At 59.9% G+C, this 17,203-nt stretch carries 19 protein-coding genes; 6 read left to right on the plus strand and 13 right to left on the minus strand.

All coding sequences use genetic code 11. From position 1 onward, the window contains the following. The 5 genes from AAC126_RS00005 to AAC126_RS00025 form a co-directional block, all read right to left on the minus strand. Window positions 1-572: 3-hydroxyacyl-CoA dehydrogenase NAD-binding domain-containing protein (locus AAC126_RS00005; RefSeq protein WP_339848540.1), on the minus strand; the 572-nt coding region annotated here is incomplete at its 3' end. Between the two features lie 67 nt (window positions 573-639). Beyond that, the gene (locus tag AAC126_RS00010; protein WP_339848543.1) at window positions 640-1,860 is read right to left on the minus strand and encodes an O-antigen ligase family protein; all 1,221 of its coding nucleotides are present in this window, start codon (window positions 1,858-1,860) and stop codon (window positions 640-642) included. Window positions 1,861-1,867: 7 nt separating this feature from the next. Further along, window positions 1,868-2,284: a DUF6165 family protein gene (locus AAC126_RS00015; RefSeq protein WP_339848545.1), complete on the minus strand. Its 417-nt coding sequence runs from the start codon at window positions 2,282-2,284 to the stop codon at window positions 1,868-1,870. 154 nt (window positions 2,285-2,438) lie between these two features. Further along, entirely contained in the window at window positions 2,439-3,245 is an 807-nt protein-coding gene (locus AAC126_RS00020) for an enoyl-CoA hydratase-related protein (protein ID WP_339848547.1), read from the minus strand. A 165-nt stretch (window positions 3,246-3,410) separates the two neighbouring features. Further along, a complete protein-coding gene (locus AAC126_RS00025) occupies window positions 3,411-4,067 on the minus strand; it encodes a trypsin-like peptidase domain-containing protein (RefSeq protein ID WP_339848549.1) in 657 nt (218 codons plus the stop codon). Between the two features lie 621 nt (window positions 4,068-4,688). On the opposite strand from AAC126_RS00025, the gene AAC126_RS00030 reads away from it, so the two are divergent. Continuing rightward, window positions 4,689-5,903: a DUF3419 family protein gene (locus AAC126_RS00030; protein ID WP_339848551.1), complete on the plus strand. Its 1,215-nt coding sequence runs from the start codon at window positions 4,689-4,691 to the stop codon at window positions 5,901-5,903. Between the two features lie 40 nt (window positions 5,904-5,943). After that, window positions 5,944-6,591: a class I SAM-dependent methyltransferase gene (locus tag AAC126_RS00035; RefSeq protein WP_339848553.1), complete on the plus strand. Its 648-nt coding sequence runs from the start codon at window positions 5,944-5,946 to the stop codon at window positions 6,589-6,591. A gap of 18 nt (window positions 6,592-6,609) precedes the next feature. On the opposite strand, the gene AAC126_RS00040 is transcribed toward AAC126_RS00035, so the two are convergent. The 4 genes from AAC126_RS00040 to AAC126_RS00055 form a co-directional block, all read right to left on the minus strand. Further along, complete coding sequence (locus tag AAC126_RS00040) at window positions 6,610-6,975, minus strand: response regulator (RefSeq protein WP_339848555.1); 366 nt, start codon at window positions 6,973-6,975, stop codon at window positions 6,610-6,612. A gap of 115 nt (window positions 6,976-7,090) precedes the next feature. After that, window positions 7,091-7,675, minus strand: coding sequence for a PAS domain-containing protein (locus AAC126_RS00045; RefSeq protein ID WP_339848557.1), 585 nt, complete (start codon window positions 7,673-7,675; stop codon window positions 7,091-7,093). A 182-nt stretch (window positions 7,676-7,857) separates the two neighbouring features. Then, a complete protein-coding gene (locus AAC126_RS00050) occupies window positions 7,858-8,739 on the minus strand; it encodes an NAD(P)-dependent oxidoreductase (RefSeq protein ID WP_339848559.1) in 882 nt (293 codons plus the stop codon). A 94-nt stretch (window positions 8,740-8,833) separates the two neighbouring features. Then, a complete protein-coding gene (locus tag AAC126_RS00055; RefSeq protein WP_339848562.1) occupies window positions 8,834-9,313 on the minus strand; it encodes a YHS domain-containing (seleno)protein in 480 nt (159 codons plus the stop codon). A 247-nt stretch (window positions 9,314-9,560) separates the two neighbouring features. Here AAC126_RS00055 and AAC126_RS00060 point away from each other — a divergent pair, with 247 nt between their 5' ends. Further along, window positions 9,561-10,070 carry a PAS domain-containing protein gene (locus AAC126_RS00060; protein WP_339848564.1) on the plus strand — a complete coding sequence of 170 codons (510 nt, stop codon included), beginning with the start codon at window positions 9,561-9,563 and terminating at the stop codon, window positions 10,068-10,070. A 94-nt stretch (window positions 10,071-10,164) separates the two neighbouring features. Here the strand turns inward: AAC126_RS00060 and AAC126_RS00065 are convergent, their stop codons facing one another. Beyond that, entirely contained in the window at window positions 10,165-11,208 is a 1,044-nt protein-coding gene (locus tag AAC126_RS00065) for an MBL fold metallo-hydrolase (RefSeq protein WP_339848566.1), read from the minus strand. Window positions 11,209-11,431: 223 nt separating this feature from the next. On the opposite strand from AAC126_RS00065, the gene AAC126_RS00070 reads away from it, so the two are divergent. The 3 genes from AAC126_RS00070 to AAC126_RS00080 all read left to right on the plus strand — a co-directional run bounded on the left by AAC126_RS00070 (window position 11,432) and on the right by AAC126_RS00080 (window position 13,444). After that, window positions 11,432-11,746 (plus strand): metalloregulator ArsR/SmtB family transcription factor, encoded by a 315-nt coding sequence (locus AAC126_RS00070; protein WP_339848568.1) that lies wholly within the window; start codon window positions 11,432-11,434, stop codon window positions 11,744-11,746. Next, the gene (locus AAC126_RS00075) at window positions 11,743-12,243 is read left to right on the plus strand and encodes an SRPBCC domain-containing protein (protein WP_339848570.1); all 501 of its coding nucleotides are present in this window, start codon (window positions 11,743-11,745) and stop codon (window positions 12,241-12,243) included. The genes AAC126_RS00070 and AAC126_RS00075 overlap by 4 nt, the downstream gene beginning before the upstream one ends. 91 nt (window positions 12,244-12,334) lie before the next feature. Beyond that, window positions 12,335-13,444, plus strand: a complete 1,110-nt coding sequence (locus AAC126_RS00080) for an aminotransferase class I/II-fold pyridoxal phosphate-dependent enzyme (protein WP_339848572.1) — start codon at window positions 12,335-12,337, stop codon at window positions 13,442-13,444. 19 nt (window positions 13,445-13,463) lie between these two features. On the opposite strand, the gene AAC126_RS00085 is transcribed toward AAC126_RS00080, so the two are convergent. The 3 genes from AAC126_RS00085 to AAC126_RS00095 all read right to left on the minus strand — a co-directional run bounded on the left by AAC126_RS00085 (window position 13,464) and on the right by AAC126_RS00095 (window position 16,951). After that, window positions 13,464-14,687 carry a PLP-dependent aminotransferase family protein gene (locus tag AAC126_RS00085; RefSeq protein ID WP_339848574.1) on the minus strand — a complete coding sequence of 408 codons (1,224 nt, stop codon included), beginning with the start codon at window positions 14,685-14,687 and terminating at the stop codon, window positions 13,464-13,466. 89 nt (window positions 14,688-14,776) lie between these two features. Beyond that, entirely contained in the window at window positions 14,777-15,631 is an 855-nt protein-coding gene (locus AAC126_RS00090) for an FkbM family methyltransferase (protein ID WP_339848576.1), read from the minus strand. Window positions 15,632-15,775: 144 nt separating this feature from the next. Beyond that, window positions 15,776-16,951 carry a M20 aminoacylase family protein gene (locus AAC126_RS00095; RefSeq protein ID WP_339848578.1) on the minus strand — a complete coding sequence of 392 codons (1,176 nt, stop codon included), beginning with the start codon at window positions 16,949-16,951 and terminating at the stop codon, window positions 15,776-15,778. Window positions 16,952-17,203: the final 252 nt, after the last annotated feature.

Below are 17,203 nucleotides of genomic sequence, written 5' to 3' on the forward strand. Positions count from 1 at the left end.
CCCTTCAGCTCCTTCTTCAGCCGGATCGGGTGCTTGCCGACATGCCGGTAGAAATCCATCGCCCAGTCCGCCGCCGCCGGATCGGAGTCTTTCCCGGCGACCACCTCCACCAGCGGGATCAGATGCGGCGGGTTGAACGGGTGGCCGACGACGAATTGGGCGGCATTCTTCAGGCCCTGCTGCAGATCGCTCATCACCAGCCCCGAGGTGCTGGAGGCAAAGATCGTCCGCTCCCCGATCACCGCATCGACGCGAGCATAAAGCTCCTGCTTGATATCAAGCCGTTCCGGTGCGCTTTCTTGGATGAAATCACAGCCCTCGACGGCCTCTTCCGGCGTCGCCACGAATCTGAGTCGGGCCACGGCAGCACCGGCGGAAAGCCCGAGTTCCGTCAGTTGCGGCCAGGCATTATCGACAAAGGCGCGCAGCTTGGCCTCCGCGTCCGGCCCGGGATCCCAGGCCACGACGTCATAGCCTCTGGAAAGAAAGAAGGCGGACCAGCTCGCGCCGATCGTCCCGCCACCGAGAATGCCAATTTTGCGGACCGCGCCGACCGCCGGATACTGAGCCACTTTGGGCCTCCCTGTTTTTACTGTTCTTGGAACAACTAAACACCAGGGAGAGGCGGCGGAAAAGAGATCAGTCGGAAGAGCTTTCGTTGCCGCAGAGCACGCCGAAGGCAAGCACGGTGAGACCGATGATGCCGAGCCATGTTTCCTGCCACAGGCCATAGGAGACAGCAGCAATCACCAGCCCGCAGCACAGCGCCGAAATCGCGGCGGCCCGGGCCGGGCGCGGCAGCGGGTCCGAGGCCAGCACCAGACGCCAGAGCAGGAACAATGCCGCCAGAATGCCGCCGATACCAAGCTCCAGCCAGATCTGGATCGCCGCGTTATGCGGATGGATCGTGCCGTGCTTGAAGAAACTGTATGTCGCCTTCACCGCCTCCGGCACCTCAAGGCTACGCATCGCCCCCAGACCAAGACCGATCAATGGCTGCTCCACCGCCGCCAGGGAGGCGCTGTGCCAGATCTCCAGCCGGTCCGCGAAAGACGGCGGGAACACCGTTACATAGTCGGGGATCCAGACCAGAAGATTGCCGAGGATCCAGGGGGCCGCGACCATCAGGGGCACGGTCAGAAGCAACACAAGCCGCGAGGCAATGCGGCCATTCAGAACAGCCAGAGGCAGGATCAGAACAGCGACCATTGCCGACAGAGCCGCCGAGGCGGACTCCCCGATAGACGCCGCCGCCAGTCCGGCCAGGACGAGCAGCAGAGCCGCCACCCGGCGCCCGCCGAGCCACAGCCCCGCCGCGGCGGGCCAGGACAGCAGAACAAGTGCGGTACTGCCCCGGTTGAAGCGGGACGGTGCGATGTCCACCTCCCAGCCCTTGCCGGAGAAAAACCGGTAGAGCGGTGCATCGAAAGTCAGCTCGATTGCGAAAATCACCGCGCCAAGAAAGATCCCGGCGGCGAGACACAGCACCAATGGCTCCCTGAAGAGCCCCGCCCGGATCTCCCGTACAGCGGAGACACAGACCAGCAACAGGGCGAGCAAGCCCAGCTTCTGCAGCATCCCGGCAAGATGCAGCCCCTGCCCGCCAAACCAGGCCCCGAGCAAAGACAAGCCGACTACAGCAGCGAAAGCAATCAGGACAGGCTTTTCAGGCCATGCGATCCGGCGGCGCTCAAGCCAGACGGCGCCGAGCAGCAGAATGGCCAGCGCGATGAACAGCGTTGCCATCGCCTGCTTGGCCAGCACACCGACCGGTACGAACAGCAGCAGCACGACGGCCAGCAACCAGAACCGGAACCGGGCGAAGCGGGGGGCGGGAACGGCCGCGCCGGACACGTTCATACCCGCCTCACTGACCGGCGCTATCGGGCGCCATATAGTCCTTGTAGGATTTCTCCTCGACCAGAGCCGAGCCGAGCAGGAGATTGATCTCCTTCTTGATCGCCGCCCGCTGGTCGTTGACGCGATAGACGCTGCGCGCCAGCTCGATGAATTTAGGCCCGAAATCACCGCCCCGCTCGCAATCGCGAATATCGTCCTCGATCACCCAGAGCGCCTCGTTGACAGCTTTCAGCCGGCCATAGGCATCGGCCAGCGCCGGGCTTTCCGGAATCTTCTCGCCACGCACTTTTTGCAGCATCGTATATTCAAGCTCGACATTGGCCCGCTTCGCCGCGTCCTCGATCCGCTCCAGCTTGATTTCCAGAATGGTGATCTTGTCCAGCATCTCGCCGGGCGCAACCGGGACCAGAATGGTGTCGCTCATCGGGGCTTCCTGTTGTCTGCCGAATATCTGAATACCGTTGGCTAGCACGTGTGGTTTTGGAAGCAAAGATCCGTGATGGGACGCCCCCTGCCAATCCCCCAATCATCATCCCGCATCACGTGCGGAATGACGATGTTGGAAAGATCGGGAAGAACTACTTCCCCTTGAACTGGGCTTTCCGCTTCTCGTTGAAAGCCCGTACGCCCTCCAGCCTGTCCTCGGTCGGGACCATGCGGTTGTAGGCTTCGATCTCGAAAGCATAGCCGCTCTTGAGGTCGAGCTGGGTCGACATGTCGATGGCCTTCTTCACCTGGCGGGTGGAGATCGGGGCGTTGCCGGCGATCTTTTCCGCCGTTGCCAGCGCGTCTTCCAGCAGCTTGCCGTCCTCGCACAGCTTGTTGGCGAGGCCCCAGTCCATCGCATCGCTGGCGCTGAAAGGAGTACCGGTCAGGATGATTTCCTTGGCCCGGCGGACGCCGACCGCGCGCGGCAGGTTCTGGGTGCCGCCTGCGCCCGGCATGATACCAAGGGTGACTTCGGTCAGGGCAAAGCGGGCATTCGGGGCGCAATAGACGAAATCGCAGCACAGCGCGATCTCCAGCCCGCCCGCGAAGGCCGCACCGTTCACGGCCCCGATCATCGGGATCGGGCAATCCATCATCGCCCGGACGGCCTGCTCGAACAGCGCATGCTGCGTCTGCCAGGCCTCGTCTGTCATGTTGTTGCGTTCTTTCAGATCCCCGCCCGCGCAGAAAATCTTCTCGCCCCGCCCAGTGACGACAATGCAGCGGAGATCGCGCTGGTCATGATAGAGCGCGGTGAAAAGATCACGGAGATCGAAGCCCATCTGGGTGTTGAGGGCATTGCCGCGCTCCGGCCGGTCCAGGGTGAGCAACAGAACATGCTCGGACGGCGTCTCAAGGCTCAGGGTCTCGAACGGACCCGGAAGGGTGGCGGGCATTGGTATTCCTCCATGACTTTCTTCTGGCATGATTTTCTTCCAGCCGACCGTATGACCGGCGTCGGCGGCATAATCCCGTCACGGCCGCCCGGGAACAAGCTCGCTCCCGGCATCTCACCCTGTCTTGTGCGTGCGCAAAGGACGCCTGAGCGAAAATAAAAGGGCTCACCGAAAATTCTGGGGCAGGCTCTCCAGCATCAACTCCGTCGAGACCGCGAAATTCACCCCGATATCGGAATCCGAGTCCTTGGTGAAGATCGCCGACAACAGCCCGACCAGCCTGCCCTCCAGATCAATCAGCGCACCGCCGGACGAGCCCGGATTGACCGAGGCGTCGGTCTGGATGAAATCCTCCGTGTGATTGAAGCCGACACCCGTCCGCCTGCTGGCGGAAACCACACCGCAGGTAATGCCGATGCCCAGACCGAACGCGTTCGAAAGCGCGCAGACCGGCGCCCCGGTCTCCGGCCGCTCTTGCGCCAGTGCAATGGGAGTGGTCTCGATGCCGACCGTCAAGAAAGCCACGTCCGTCTTCTGATCGATTGCCAGAACGGTCGCCACCAGCCGTGTGCCGTCCGGCGTGCGGACATGGACTTCAGTCGCCTTCGAGACCACATGCGCCGCCGTGACCAGCAGCCCCGGGCGCAGAATTGCGATCCCCGTGCCTTCCGGTGCAGTCCCCGCCGGCGCCCCGAAGCCCGGTTTCTGATAACCGGGCCAGGTCGGCTCGACTTCAAAGATAGATCCGGATGCGGCGGACCAGGCCTGACGCGCATCGGTCTGCGCCCGGGCATCCGCCGCCGGGAACAGAAGCGCAGCCACGAGACATGCCGCGGCGATTATTCGGCCAATGTCATTCATCCCGCACGCCCCCGCTGATGGTTTTCACGAGTGTAGCAGAGTACGCCACCGCGCCTCTCTCTATCTCTCGCGTCATCGTTCGAAACTAATTTCTCATCCCCGAAACTTGAATTGCAGACACCCGTCTCACTGTCAGGGAGGAAGCCGTCGGCCAGGGCCTCATGGTCCCGTGTCATCATCGAGGCAAACCAGAGCGGCAGGGATGTTATTGCCAGCCCCCGAACGCGTCTGACCTCCGATTCGAGTTGCCAGAATATGGACCTTCCGCGCGTATTCCGGCATAGGGCGGACTGCCGCGTGACCATGCGATTACAGATTTTCTTTTTGATGGTTTCGCATCAAAAAAACATCACTCATAAATTCAATAATATTTATTATTATCAATATAATATTTAGTTTTATTAATCTAATTTAATAACACAAAACACCATTTCTCAAGCGCGTTTTCATGACAGCAAAATCCGCATCTGCCCGCATGGCCGCAACAAAGCTGCAACATGATTCCCGTATGAGGGAGAGCGAGATATGGACCGGTCCGGCGGCACGCGCGCGGAACCGCGCCATCCGGGAGAGTTCGCCCCCATGTCATCCAACGTCCTCCTCACCGACGCAGTCATCAAGAACAAGCAATTGTCGAAGCGCGGCATCCTCGAGCGGATGTTCACGATGGCCTTCAAGGGCTTCGTCTATCCGCAGATCTGGGAAGATCCCGAAGTCGATCTGGAGGCACTGCAGCTCGACGGGAACAGCCGGATCTTCACCATCGCATCGGGCGGCTGCAACATCCTGAACTACCTGACGGAGCAGCCGGCGCATATCCAGGCGGTGGATCTCAATCCGGCCCATGTTGCCCTCACCCGGCTGAAACTGACGGCGCTGGAACAGTTGCCCGACCACGAGACTTTCTTCCGCTTTTTCGGCCATGCGGATGAACGGGAAAACAAACGGGTCTATTTTCGCGACCTCGCCCCGCATCTCGATCCGGAGACACGCGCCTACTGGAGCAAGCGCGGGCTGCGCGGCCGGCGGATCGACATGTTCACCCGCAATGTCTACGAATTCGGCCTGCTCGGTCGCTTCATCGGTCTGCTGCATTTCGTGGCCCGGCTGCATGGAAAGAACCCGCGTCATATCCTGCGGGCAGAGACCATGGAGGAGCAGCGCACCCTGTTCGAGGACGTGATCGGCCCGGTCTTCGACAGCCGCGTCGTCAAGGCACTCTGCCGGATGCCGGTCTCCTTCTACGGGCTTGGTATTCCGCCTGCACAGTTCGAGGCGCTCTCCGCCTCTGCCGGCGGAGACATGGCCGGGCTGATGCGCTCCCGCCTGGAGCGGCTGGCCTGCGATTTCTCCATCGACGATAACTACTTCGCCTGGCAGGCATTCGGGCGCGGATACGACCGGCAACACCGGCAGGCCATCCCGCGCTATCTCCGGGACAGCAATCACCAGACCCTGCGGAACAATGCCTCGAAGGTCGATGTCGTGCAGGCCTCGATGACCGATTTCCTGGCGGGCTGCGACGCCGAAAGCCGGGACCGTTACATCCTGCTGGATGCCCAGGACTGGATGAATGCGGAGCAGATGACCGCGCTCTGGATCGAGATTCTGCGCACTTCCGCACCGGGCGCCCGGGTCATATTCCGTACCGCCGGCGAGGAAAGCCCGCTTCCTGGACGTGTCCCCGCAGAGATTCTCGACCGCTGGGATTACCAGGCCGAACAGTCACTCGATCTCGGCCGGCGCGACCGCTCGTCGATCTATGGAGGCTTCCATCTCTACATCCGCAGAGATTGATAAATCCGGGGACGATGGCGTCGAGGATGCCGGAGAGAAGATGGACCGGATCTACCGGGTCCAGCGGCATTTCTACGATCTGACCCGGAAATACTATCTGCTGGGCCGGGATCGGCTGATCCGGGAGCTGGCACCGGCGCCGGGTCAGACCGTCTGCGAGATAGGCTGCGGCACTGCCCGTAATCTGATCAAAATGGCCAGACGCTATCCGGACTGCCGGTATTTCGGTATCGACGCTTCGGCGGAGATGCTGGAAACGGCGGAAGCCTCGTTAAGCCGTGCCGGTATGGAGGCGAGAGTCCGCCTCGGACTGGCTTATGCGGAACGGTTCGATCCGGAGGCGAGTTTCGACGAGACGAACGGTTTCGATCACATCGTGTTTTCCTATTCCCTCTCCATGATCCCGCCCTGGCAGGAGTCTCTGGAACGGGCCGTCACCCTGCTCCGCCCCGGCGGCACGCTGCATATCGTCGATTTCGGGGATCAGCGCGGCATGCCCGGCTGGTTCCGGCGGCTGCTGTTCGTCTGGCTCGCCTGGTTCCATGTCGAACATCGGCCCGGGATCCGGCTCTGGGTGGAACGGAAGAAGGCGGACGGAAACATGGCCGTTTCCTCCACATCCCTTGCCGGACACTATGCGGATCTCTTTCAGCTTCGGAAATCCGGAGCCCATGACAGCCGGACGTAAGGCCGAGAGCGAGATACTCTAGGACAGCATTCGCTCAACCGTGGAAATCAGGGCCGGCAGCTCTACCGGCTTCCGGATCGATTCATGCGCCCCGATCATCCGGGCATATTCCAGGACTTGCACATTGCCCATCGAACCACCGGCCGACATGGCGATGATCTGTACATCCGGATAAAGCCCCCGGATTTCGCGGATGGTCTCCATGCCTTCCTTGCCCGGCATGATGATATCCGAGATCACCATTTCGAAACGCGTGTGCGCCATCAGTTCCAGCGCCGCGTTTCCCTCTCCTGCGGTTGCCACCTCGTGGCCCTGCTCCCGCAAGACACTGGACAGAAGATCCCTCAGAGGCTTGTCATCGTCCACGACAAGTATTGCGGACATTTTATCCTCCCCCCGAACGCCTTAACGCAGGTCACCATGAAACAAACTATGGGTGAAGATTAGCAAAAATTCGCGTAAAGATTAACGCTTAACCACGATTGGGCCGATAGCAGACTCAGACGGGCAGGGATTCCTCAACAATAGCGCCGGTTTCCAAAGTGACATAAACATGCTTCTGAAATTCCGGCAGATAAGGCGCTTCCCTGTTCTGCCGCGGAATGATTTCCGCCGTTGCACCGATTAACCCGTGAACACCCAGACCATCGTCCGACAGGGGCAGTAAAATACGCTCACCATGAATGGGGTTCGCGGTCTCTGCGTAGAGCCGCCCGTAAATGTACAATACCGCCGGAAAATCGACCGCATTACGGTAATAACGATGGACCCGCGGATAATAACTCGGGTCCGTAAGGTCATCCAGATAGTGCTTCGAGAGTTTATGGCCGAACCGCTTGGCCACCTTCTCACCGGTCAGCCTGTAGCGGAACCGGTTCTCTTCCCGCATGAAATCACAAAGCCAGATGCTCGGCAGAACCGGAGCCAATTGAGACGGATCTATTTTATTCCGGCTGGGTAACCGGTTTTCTTCCATTATCGAGCGCCAGTGCTGCAGCAGGAGGCGCGTGCTCTCCGTACGCAGCCTGCCCGCGATCTGATCAAGCGCCTCGCCAACAGGCGATCCTGTGTCCCCAAAGGTCATGTTGCGACCGCCTCGTCTGGAACGATAAAGCGACAGAACCCAGATCCGGTGCTGCAGCTTTCATCGCAATATTATCTAGCCGGTCGTAACACAAACCAACCCGGACACACCAGAAAGAGCACGTATTCAAACGCATAGTTCACACGGCATGCAGACTTTCCGGGACCAAAAGGAAAGTACACTCAGCGTTTGAAATCAATATCACACCAATCCTCCCACAATTTCGCCAAAGCCGCGTAGTCCTCATTACCCATTCCCTTCGAGCAGGCGATCTCATAGGGGGTATGCGATGCGAGGGTGGCGAATATTGGCACCCCGAGCTGTTGCGCGGTTTCCAGTGCCAGCACGGAATCCTTCCGCGCGTTGCTGGCAGACATCCCGCCTTCGTAATTGCCGTCCTGCATGCGTTCTCCGACCCGGTGGATCAAGGGGCGCAACAGGCCTTCCTCCCGGTTCAGGATTTCAACCAGCGTATCCGTCGGAATGTCGAGTTTGCGCAACATGGCGAAAGCTTCGATCAGGACCACCATGACCGCGTGCATGACGCCGTTATTGACGACCTTCGTTCCCATCCCCGCCCCCACCGGGCCGAGATCGTGAATTTTCGCGGCGATCCGGTCGAGGATCGGCTTTGCAGCCGCCTTGTTTGCATCTGTTCCACCAAGGAAAAACGTGATCTCCCCAGCCGCCATGCTGGCAACGCCACCGGCGATCGCAGCATCGACAAACCCCACACCGGCCGCATCCAGAAGAGCGGCTGATTTCTGCGCGGTATCCGGGGTCACCGTGCTGGTCTCTATGACAAGTTCCGGAAGGTTCTTCCAGGAAGCGAGAGCCCCCGCCACGGCAAGAGAAGCCTCCGGTTTTGGCAAAGACAACAGTACCACGGGAGCACGCCCGTCGAGCCCCTCAAGCGAATCCGCTACCTCGACACCTGCATCCCGGGCGAGCTTGCAGCGCTCCTCCGAGCGGTCATAGCCCAGGACCGGGCCATGTTTCAGCAGCGCCGTCGCCACCGACAGCCCTGCATTACCAAGTCCGATTACCGTAATTGCTTCCGACATTGTTTCCCCCTCCGTCGCATTTTCCGGACGAGGGTAATCGAGCAACCGGACAATAGCGAGACGGCCCAAGGCCGGTTTTCAGCACGACAGAAATTCAGTCGATCACACGTGGCCAGTTTCTGTCCGCCGACTGGATATTTCCGGGAATATTCCTCTCCCACCGCATCTGAATGTCGGTGTTGTAATTCAGGTAGAGCTTGCCCTTGACGATCTTCCAGTTCAGCGGATCGCCCTTCGCCGTACTGCCCTGGGCAACGGCCCAGGCACAATATCCTCCATATTGCGGCGCATAGCGTTCGGGGTTTTGCCGGAACGCTTCGCGATTTTCCGCTGACGTAAAGCGCCATTCCGCCCCCTTGTAATCAAACGCATAGTCGGCCGAACCCTCGACCGGACGGCCTTCCGCGAAATATGCAACGGGATCGTAACCATTCACGGCGAGGTTCGAGAGGAAGCCCGTATAGATCCGGTTTTCTCCCGCCAGAGCCGGCGCCGGGGCCGTAGCCAGAAACAGAGAGCCAGACACAATCCCGGCGGCGATTAATCCGAACCGCAGAGCGAGACGTAATGACATAAGGACCTCCAGAACAAGGTTTGCAATGTCTTTGGTTTTGCCACGAGTAACAGTCAGGTTGACTTCAAACCCCGATCACATTGCCGCGACAGGTAATGCTCCCCGGCCTGAGCCTTTGAATATCATTTTGCGCTCCAGGCTCGAATTACCGTCAAAACTGATTCATACTCATCAAAGATTGGCAAAACAGGTTCATATATTAGACAAACACATAAAATCCGGCATCAAGACAGGCAAAGGATAAACCATGAATTTATCAAATTGCGCCTCGAACTTCTCGGTTGAGGATCTTGTCAGCGATGCACAGCGCGCCATGCTCGGATACTGGCTGAGCGCGAAAGGGAACGCCCCTCTGCCGCTAAAATCAGCGCTCGACCCTGTAGCCCTGCCGCGCCAGGCATTATCGTCGCTCGCCGTCGTGGAGCCTGTCGACGATAATGACTTCCGGGTCAGGATTATCGGTACCGGCGTTCGCGCGGCAGTTGGGCGGGATGTTACGGGACAGCAAGTCAGCCATATCGATGGCGCGGGCGAAGCCCTCGAAAACCTGCGCCTATGCCACGCTCAGGCAGCTATTTTCTATACCTGCGGCCCTGCGACATGGGCTGGCGGACGGCAAAAATTCTACACGTCACTTATGCTGCCGTTTGGAGCTCCCGGGCATATCGAACGCGTCGTCGTTGTGTTCCAGTTCACCTATCATACGCCCGAGAGCCTTTCCGACCCCCGGCCACAGGCAGCGATGCTGCAGCACTGAGCATGATTACTCAGTGCTGGGCACCGGGACAGCACCGGTCACCGGCCTCTCTCGGGAAGATCAAGGCCGGGAGCCGGGCTTCTTTATCAGCCTTCTAGCAGCCGGATGCGCATTTCCCGGCACCATCGAAGGCCATGGTCCTGCCACTCAGCGGCAGGTGCGCGGGAACGTTCAGCGCTTTCATGAACTGCTCCGTCTTGCTGCCTGCGATGACCTTGCCTCCCTTGGTGCCAACCTCGTTCGCATGCGAGGGGATCACGGAGGCCGGCTTGATCAGCTCATTCACGACAAAAGCAGCCTCGGCCGGGCCGGTGGTAAAGGTGTCACCGATATTCATGACCACAAGCTCGGCACCATATTGTTCACCGACCACGGTGCGCTGCTCCGCCGTCACGCCCGTGTCGCCGGAAAGGTAGGCGACCAGGCCATTACTGAAGGTCAGCACATAGCCCGTCGGCGGGCCGGCATAGGCCGTCAGCCCCGCCGTATTCAGCAGTTTGCCCAGTTCGCCACCGATAAAGGCTCCCGCCACACCGTTGGAGTGTGTCGCCGGCACTGTCGTGATCGTCACACCGCCGACCTGGCGGGAAGCACCAAATCGGACGAGCTGGGATTTTTTAGGATCGCCGCCAAGCGCCTTCAGCTTGGTGGCGAAAAATCTCGGCATCTCGCTGCCGGTGACAATCAGCGCGGACTTGCCGAGTGCGATGTTCACACTGTTGGTGTTCGGCGCATCCATTTTCGTCATGGCCGGCGCACCACATTCACCGGCATTGACCGCATCGATATGGCGATCCCCGACATGATCGCCATGCATGTGACTGACCAGCAGGGCATCCACCTTGCCGAGACGCGGATCACCTGCCCCGGCCACCGTGCGCCCCGCATCATAAAGAATGCGCGTACCGTCCGGATCCTCGAACATCATCGCCCGGTCGAACCGGCAGAATTCGCCGTCGTGACTGCCAAGCGGCGTCACATTTACGGTCTGTGCCTCGGCCGCCCCCGTGGAGATGGCTCCAATTCCATATAGAGCAATTGCCAGTCCCATGAATTTCACAAGCACCGTTACCTCCTCGGAAAGATCTGAACCCGCGCTGTGTTTCATGCCCTCGGCGCGAAACCGCACGCGAACCATTCAACCATTCCTGAAGGTCGAAAGGACACCGGTTTTCACGCACCGAAATGCCGTCCCCACAGGTTTGCCCTTGCAAAACCAGGGTCTGCTTCACTTTCGACAAGCGCTTTTCAAGGGTGCTGGCGCTATTCCGCTCTCTGTCAAAATTAAGTGAACCATTTAGTTGACTAATGAAAGCATATCCATCATGATCAACCAATCAGTTCACCAATGAGCACAAGCAATGCCAGCACTCGACCAGACTTTCGCCGCCCTTTCGGATGGGACTCGCCGGGCCATTCTGGCGCGTCTGCATGAGGGAGAGGTTGCCCTTTCGGACATCGCACAACCGTTCGACATGTCCCAGACCGCCGTCTCGAAACATGTCCGTGTGCTTTCCGACGCGGGGCTCGTCACCGTCCGCAAGCGCGGCCGTACCCGCTACTGCAGCCTCAATGCAGCGCCGATGAAAAGCGCGGTCGATTGGCTCAATACCTACAAGCAGTTCTGGGAGGATGGCTTCAAAAGCCTCGCCCGTTTTCTGGAGGAAGAGAAATGACATTCGCCTATCTGAAATCTCCGCGCGGTGCCGACCCGATCATTGTCGAAGGCACCTTCCCCGCCTCTCCCGAACGTATCTTCCGGGCCTTCACTGCGCCGGAGGATCTGGTTCAATGGTTCGGCAACCACGCGCTGGAAAAAGCGGAAGTCGATCTCAGGGTCGGCGGGAGCTGGGTTTTCACTTTCGCCGAGAAAGACGGTGAACGCGATATCCTGCATGGACAATATGGGGAGATTGATCCGGGCCGGACCCTGGTCTTCACCTGGCGCCACCATAAGGAAACAGCAGAGGGCAAGGGCGAGGTCTCACCGGCGTCCGAGGTTGCCGTCTCTTTCACGGCAGTAAAGGATGGCACCCATGTCCGATTGATCCATTCGCTGGTGGGAACCGAAAGCGCCCGGCTCAATATCTGTGGTGGCTGGGACGACTGTTTCGGCGATCTCGACCGGATATTGCAAGGCGAGGCTCCGGCCGCCACGGCAGCCACCGCCTGATAGATGTCCCCTGACCATCTCCCTCTCGCCGCTATTCGTTACCAATGCTAGAGACACTGCATTGGTTTCCGGATGACGGCGGGACATGGTGATGACGGAACAGCGGGGCCTTCAGGAATTTTTCGACGATCCGGCGACCATCGCCACCCGCCACAAGATGAGCGCGTCAGCATCAGAGCCGGTTGGTCAGGCCGAACTGCTCAGCCTTGAGCCGGGTGCGGAGGAACGGTTCATCACGCTCGGGCTCGACTATCCGGAGCGCTTCGGCCCGGCCGAGCTTCGGGCAGCCATTGCGAACAAGTACACATCGGTTCCATTTGACGGCGTGCTGATCAGTACCGGCCTTGATGAAGGCCTTGCCCTCCTGGCAGCTGCCCTGATCGAGCCCGGAGACCGGGTGATCGTGCTGACGCCCTGCTATCCGCCGCACCTGCTTCTGCCCGAATGGCGCGGTGCGGAGATCGTACACTGGCCGGCACGCCCGGAGAATAACTGGGTGCCTGATCTGGATGAGCTTGCCGGCCTGCTGTCAAAGCCGGCAAGGGCCGTCATCACCACCTTCCCGCAAAATCCGACCGGCTTCATGCCGGACGAGGCGTATCTTTCCGCCTTCCTTGCACTGCTGGAGCGTTCCGGCACAGTGCTGCTCTCCGATGAAATTTACGCGGGCCTGCCTGCTGGCACCGCAGTACCGAACCTCGCCGACCGCTACGAAAAAGCGATCTCCCTGCACGGTCTCTCCAAGACCTGCGGGTTGCCCGGCCTTCGGTTCGGCTGGCTCGCCAGCCGGGATATGGAGACGATGGATGCGGTGAAGCGGGTGAAGGATCTGTTCAATTGCTACGTCCCCGCCCCCGTCTCTTTTCTGGCAGGTGTCGCCTTGCGGAACGAAGCAAAGCTGATCCGGCGCAACAGCGATATCCTGGAGACCAGCATCGCGGCCGCCGAGGATTTCATCTCCCGGCACGGCAATCTCTTCTCCTGGATCCCACCCAGCGCGGGCACCGTCGCCTTTCCGCGCTGGCACGGTCCCGGCGGCACACAGGCATTGAGTGACCGGCTGGTCCGGGAGGCCTCCATCGCGCTGGCCCCAAGCCTGTGTTTCGATGCGGGTGACGATCATGTCCGTTTCGGCATGTGCCGGCGGAACTTTCCAGAAAGCCTGAAAGCGCTGGAAAGTTTCCTCTCCAGCGCTCTCTGAGCATTCAATGCGTAATTCGTCAGGCGTTCGCGATAGTCTTCGGCAGGCCGAATTCCTTCCGGCACACTTCCGCCAGCGCGGCGATCCCTTCGCGGATCGTCTCAAGCGGCGGGTTGGCATAACAGATCCGGATCGCCCGTTTCGCGCCCGGCCCCTCGATGGACCATTCGGCTCCCGGATTGACCTGGATGCCGTGCTTTGCCGCTTCCGTGGCAAGCCGCGACGTATCGATCTCCGCAGGCAGCTTGACCCAGAGGAAGATGCCACCCGGCGGGGTTTCGAATTCGGCCACGGTGCCGAAATTCTTCTCCATCGCCTCGATCAGCACGTCGCATTTCTGCTTCAGGGTCTTGTTCAGCTCAACGACATGAGACTCGAAATGCGTATTGCAGAATTCCGCCAGCACCATCTGTTCAAGCGAGCCCGACCCGGCGTCCGTCTTGCATGACAGCAAGCGGGCCATGATCGGCCATGGGGAGACGATGAAACCGACGCGCAGCGCCGGGGCGATGGACTTGGAGAAGGAGCCGACGAAAACCACCCTTCCCGTTGTGTCCAGCGCATGCAGCGCAGGCGGACGCTGACCGTCCCATATCAGATCCGAGTAACATTCATCCTCGATCACCGCGACGTCGTACTGTTCTGCCAGCCGCAGCAATTCCTTGCGCCTTTCCAGCGGCATGATGGACGCCGTCGGGTTTTGCACGGTCGGGATGATGTAGATGAATTTTGGCTTCGTCCCCTCGGCCGCCAGCTTTTCCAGAGTCTCGGCCAGATGATCCGTCCGCATGCCCTGCTCATCCAGTTTGATGCCGACAGCCGTCACCCCAAGCCGCTGAAACCGGGTCAGGCAACCGCCATAGGTCGCCTCTTCAATGAGCACGGTATCGCCCGGCGCCAGCATGACTTCATTGATCAGATCGAGCCCCTGCAGGGAGCCCGACGTCAGCAGAATATCGTCCGCCGAACAGGTCATGCCCGCATCGCGTCCCAGTTTGGTCGCCAAAAATTCACGCAGCGGACGATATCCCTGCGGGCCGCTTTCCAGACTGTAGGTGGCGAGCGTTAGTCCCTCGCGCTTCAGCACACGTGTCGCCGACTCGATCAGCGCATCGGTCGGGATGTTTTCCGGCGCATTATGTCCACCAACAAAATTGAAATCCGGAAACCCGCCCCAGCGCCCCGCAGGCGCAGGCAGATCCGGCCGCATGACTGTTTCAAAATCGAATCCCTGCGATGTCATTCGCTACCCCCAACTGGATTTAATCCTTGGGGGGAAGCGTGGCCGGTATCCTCTGGCGGGACAAGCCCGGGCTGCCCCATTCGGATGAACTAGTGACGTTCCAGTTTCCGCAGATAGGCCTCGCCGAGCCGGGTCCCGAGCATGGCATCGCGGGTCAACAGTGCCCGGAGCACGACATCATAGGAACGATAGGCGTCATGCAGGATCAGCGCGATTTTCAGCAATTGTACCGGAGTCAGCAGATCCAGCCGGGTGATATCGCGAATGAATATAGCATCCGACCACACGAGCTGACTGAGACCGGCATAGGGATTGTTATCGACGGTGAGCGGCTTCACCACCCGGCTGACCTGCTCAACAAAGCGGTGCAGCATGAAGCCCTGCTTTCGCAAGAACTGGTCGACGTCGGAGAATAACGGCTGGTTCTCGTACATCGGCATGAACTCGACTTCCGACTGGATAACCAGACAGTTTGCGAGCTTGTCGGTGCCGTTCCGGAAGACTTCCAGCTCCGCGCCCTGAATGTCGATCTTCAGAAAGTCGAGATTGCCGATCTCGTCAACGTCATCCAGGCGAACAGTCGGGATCGTCTCCCGGCCGATAACCTGCGCCCACTCGTCGAAGCCGTGAAAGCAGCTCAGTACAGCCGGGTTCGGCTCCAGCAGAGAGGTCATCCCCGGCGCCTTGCAGATCCTCAGGTTTTGTTCTGTTCCGTCATAAACGGCATAGGGGAGATAGGTTTCATGCGCGCCTTTCCGGGCCTGAAGCTCGGCCAGCGCCTCCTTGTTAGGCTCAAACCCGACAAGACGTGCCCGCCCGCTTTCAAGAAGGTCCTGATAAGGCGGGCGCCCATCGGTCGCGATGGGATTGGCGCCGATATCGACGACATCGATTGTCACCTCTATGTCGAGCAATTCCGCCAGAGACGGTCGTTCAGCACTCATTTTCCCACCAGAAGAGCGTTACCGGATCGCGTACCGAGGCTCGCATCTCCTGCCCCGCCCGGCAACAGAAAGCCTTAGCCAGACAGACATACGGCGCCCCTGTTACCAGAGGCGCCGTGTCCGCATGCGTGCTTTTTTCCCGGATCAACCGGCGCGCGGCAGCTCCGCCTCGACAAGGGCCGCCCAGAGGCTCGCGCCCGTGGTCAGGGTCTCGTCGTTGAAGTCATATTCCGGATGGTGGACCGAGTGGGTGTGGGTCTCGTCACCGCCGCCGAGGAAAATATAGGCGCCCGGACGCTCTTCCAGCATGAAGGAGAAGTCTTCACTGCCCATCAGCGCCTCGGTTTCCGGATCGACCGCTTCCATGCCAACGACACTGGCCGCGGCGGAGATGATCCGCTCGACCTGTTCGTCATGGTTCGAGGTGACGGGGTAGCCTTCACGATACTCGCATTCGATCTCGATCCCGTTGGCCAGCGCCAGACCTTCGCAAAGCTTCTGGAACTTCTCCCTGATCAGCGCCTGCACCTCTTTGGTCATGGTGCGGACCGAGGCGTTCAGGACGGCTTCGCCCGGAATGACATTGTTCGCCGTGCCGGCATGGAACTGGGTAATGCTGACCACGGCGGTATCGAACGGGTTGATCGAACGGGAGACGAAGGTTTGCGCCGCCTGATAGATCTGCGTGCCGATGGCAATCGGATCGATCGCCATGTGCGGCATCGCGGCATGACCGCCACGGGCCTTGATGGTGATCGTGACACTATCGGCGCCAGCCATCAGCGGCCCCTTGCGGATGCCGAACGTGTTTTTCGGAAGCTGCGGCATGTTGTGCAGACCATAGACCGCGTCGCACGGGAAACGCTCGAACAGGCCGTCCTCGATCATCGTTCTGGCGCCGGCGCCGCCTTCTTCTGCGGGCTGGAAATACAGGTTCACAGTGCCATCGAAATTCCGGGTTTCAGCCAGATATTTCGCCGCGCCAAGCAGCGTGGAGGTATGACCGTCATGACCGCAGGCATGCATCTTGCCGGGAATTGTCGACTTGTATTCCGGGTTCGAGACTTCCTGCATCGGCAAGGCGTCCATATCCGCCCGAATGCCGATGGCGCGCGTTCCTAAACCATTGCCCTTGATCACACCGACCACGCCGGTCCTGCCGACGCCTTCATGGGTTTCGATGCCCCAGGAGCGCAGCTTCTCGGCAACGATCCCCGCCGTCCGGGTTTCCTCGTAGCAAAGCTCCGGATGCATGTGGAAATCGTGGCGCCACTCGCGCATCTCGCCTTCGAATTCGGCGATACGGTTCTTGATCGGCATTTCTACCTGTTCCTTTCAATGTCCTGCCACGGCGGTAGGGCTGTAGAGGGAGCCATGGTGCGGCCGCACTGACCGGACGTGTTGGTGTCGGCGTATCTGAATAATCCGGAAAAGGCCGCATAACGACCTTACGGCCGCGCAAATTGCAGCCTGAAATGAAAGCCCACCTTACTGCACCCAAACCGGTATCGGGAAGCAAGAAGGTTTTTCCAAATCAAAATCAACGTGATGCAAAAAACCAGCTTGATGTCA

Origin of the sequence: uncultured Nisaea sp. (assembly GCF_963974195.1) — a bacterium.
In the GTDB taxonomy this organism is placed as follows: Bacteria; Pseudomonadota; Alphaproteobacteria; order Thalassobaculales; family Thalassobaculaceae; genus Nisaea.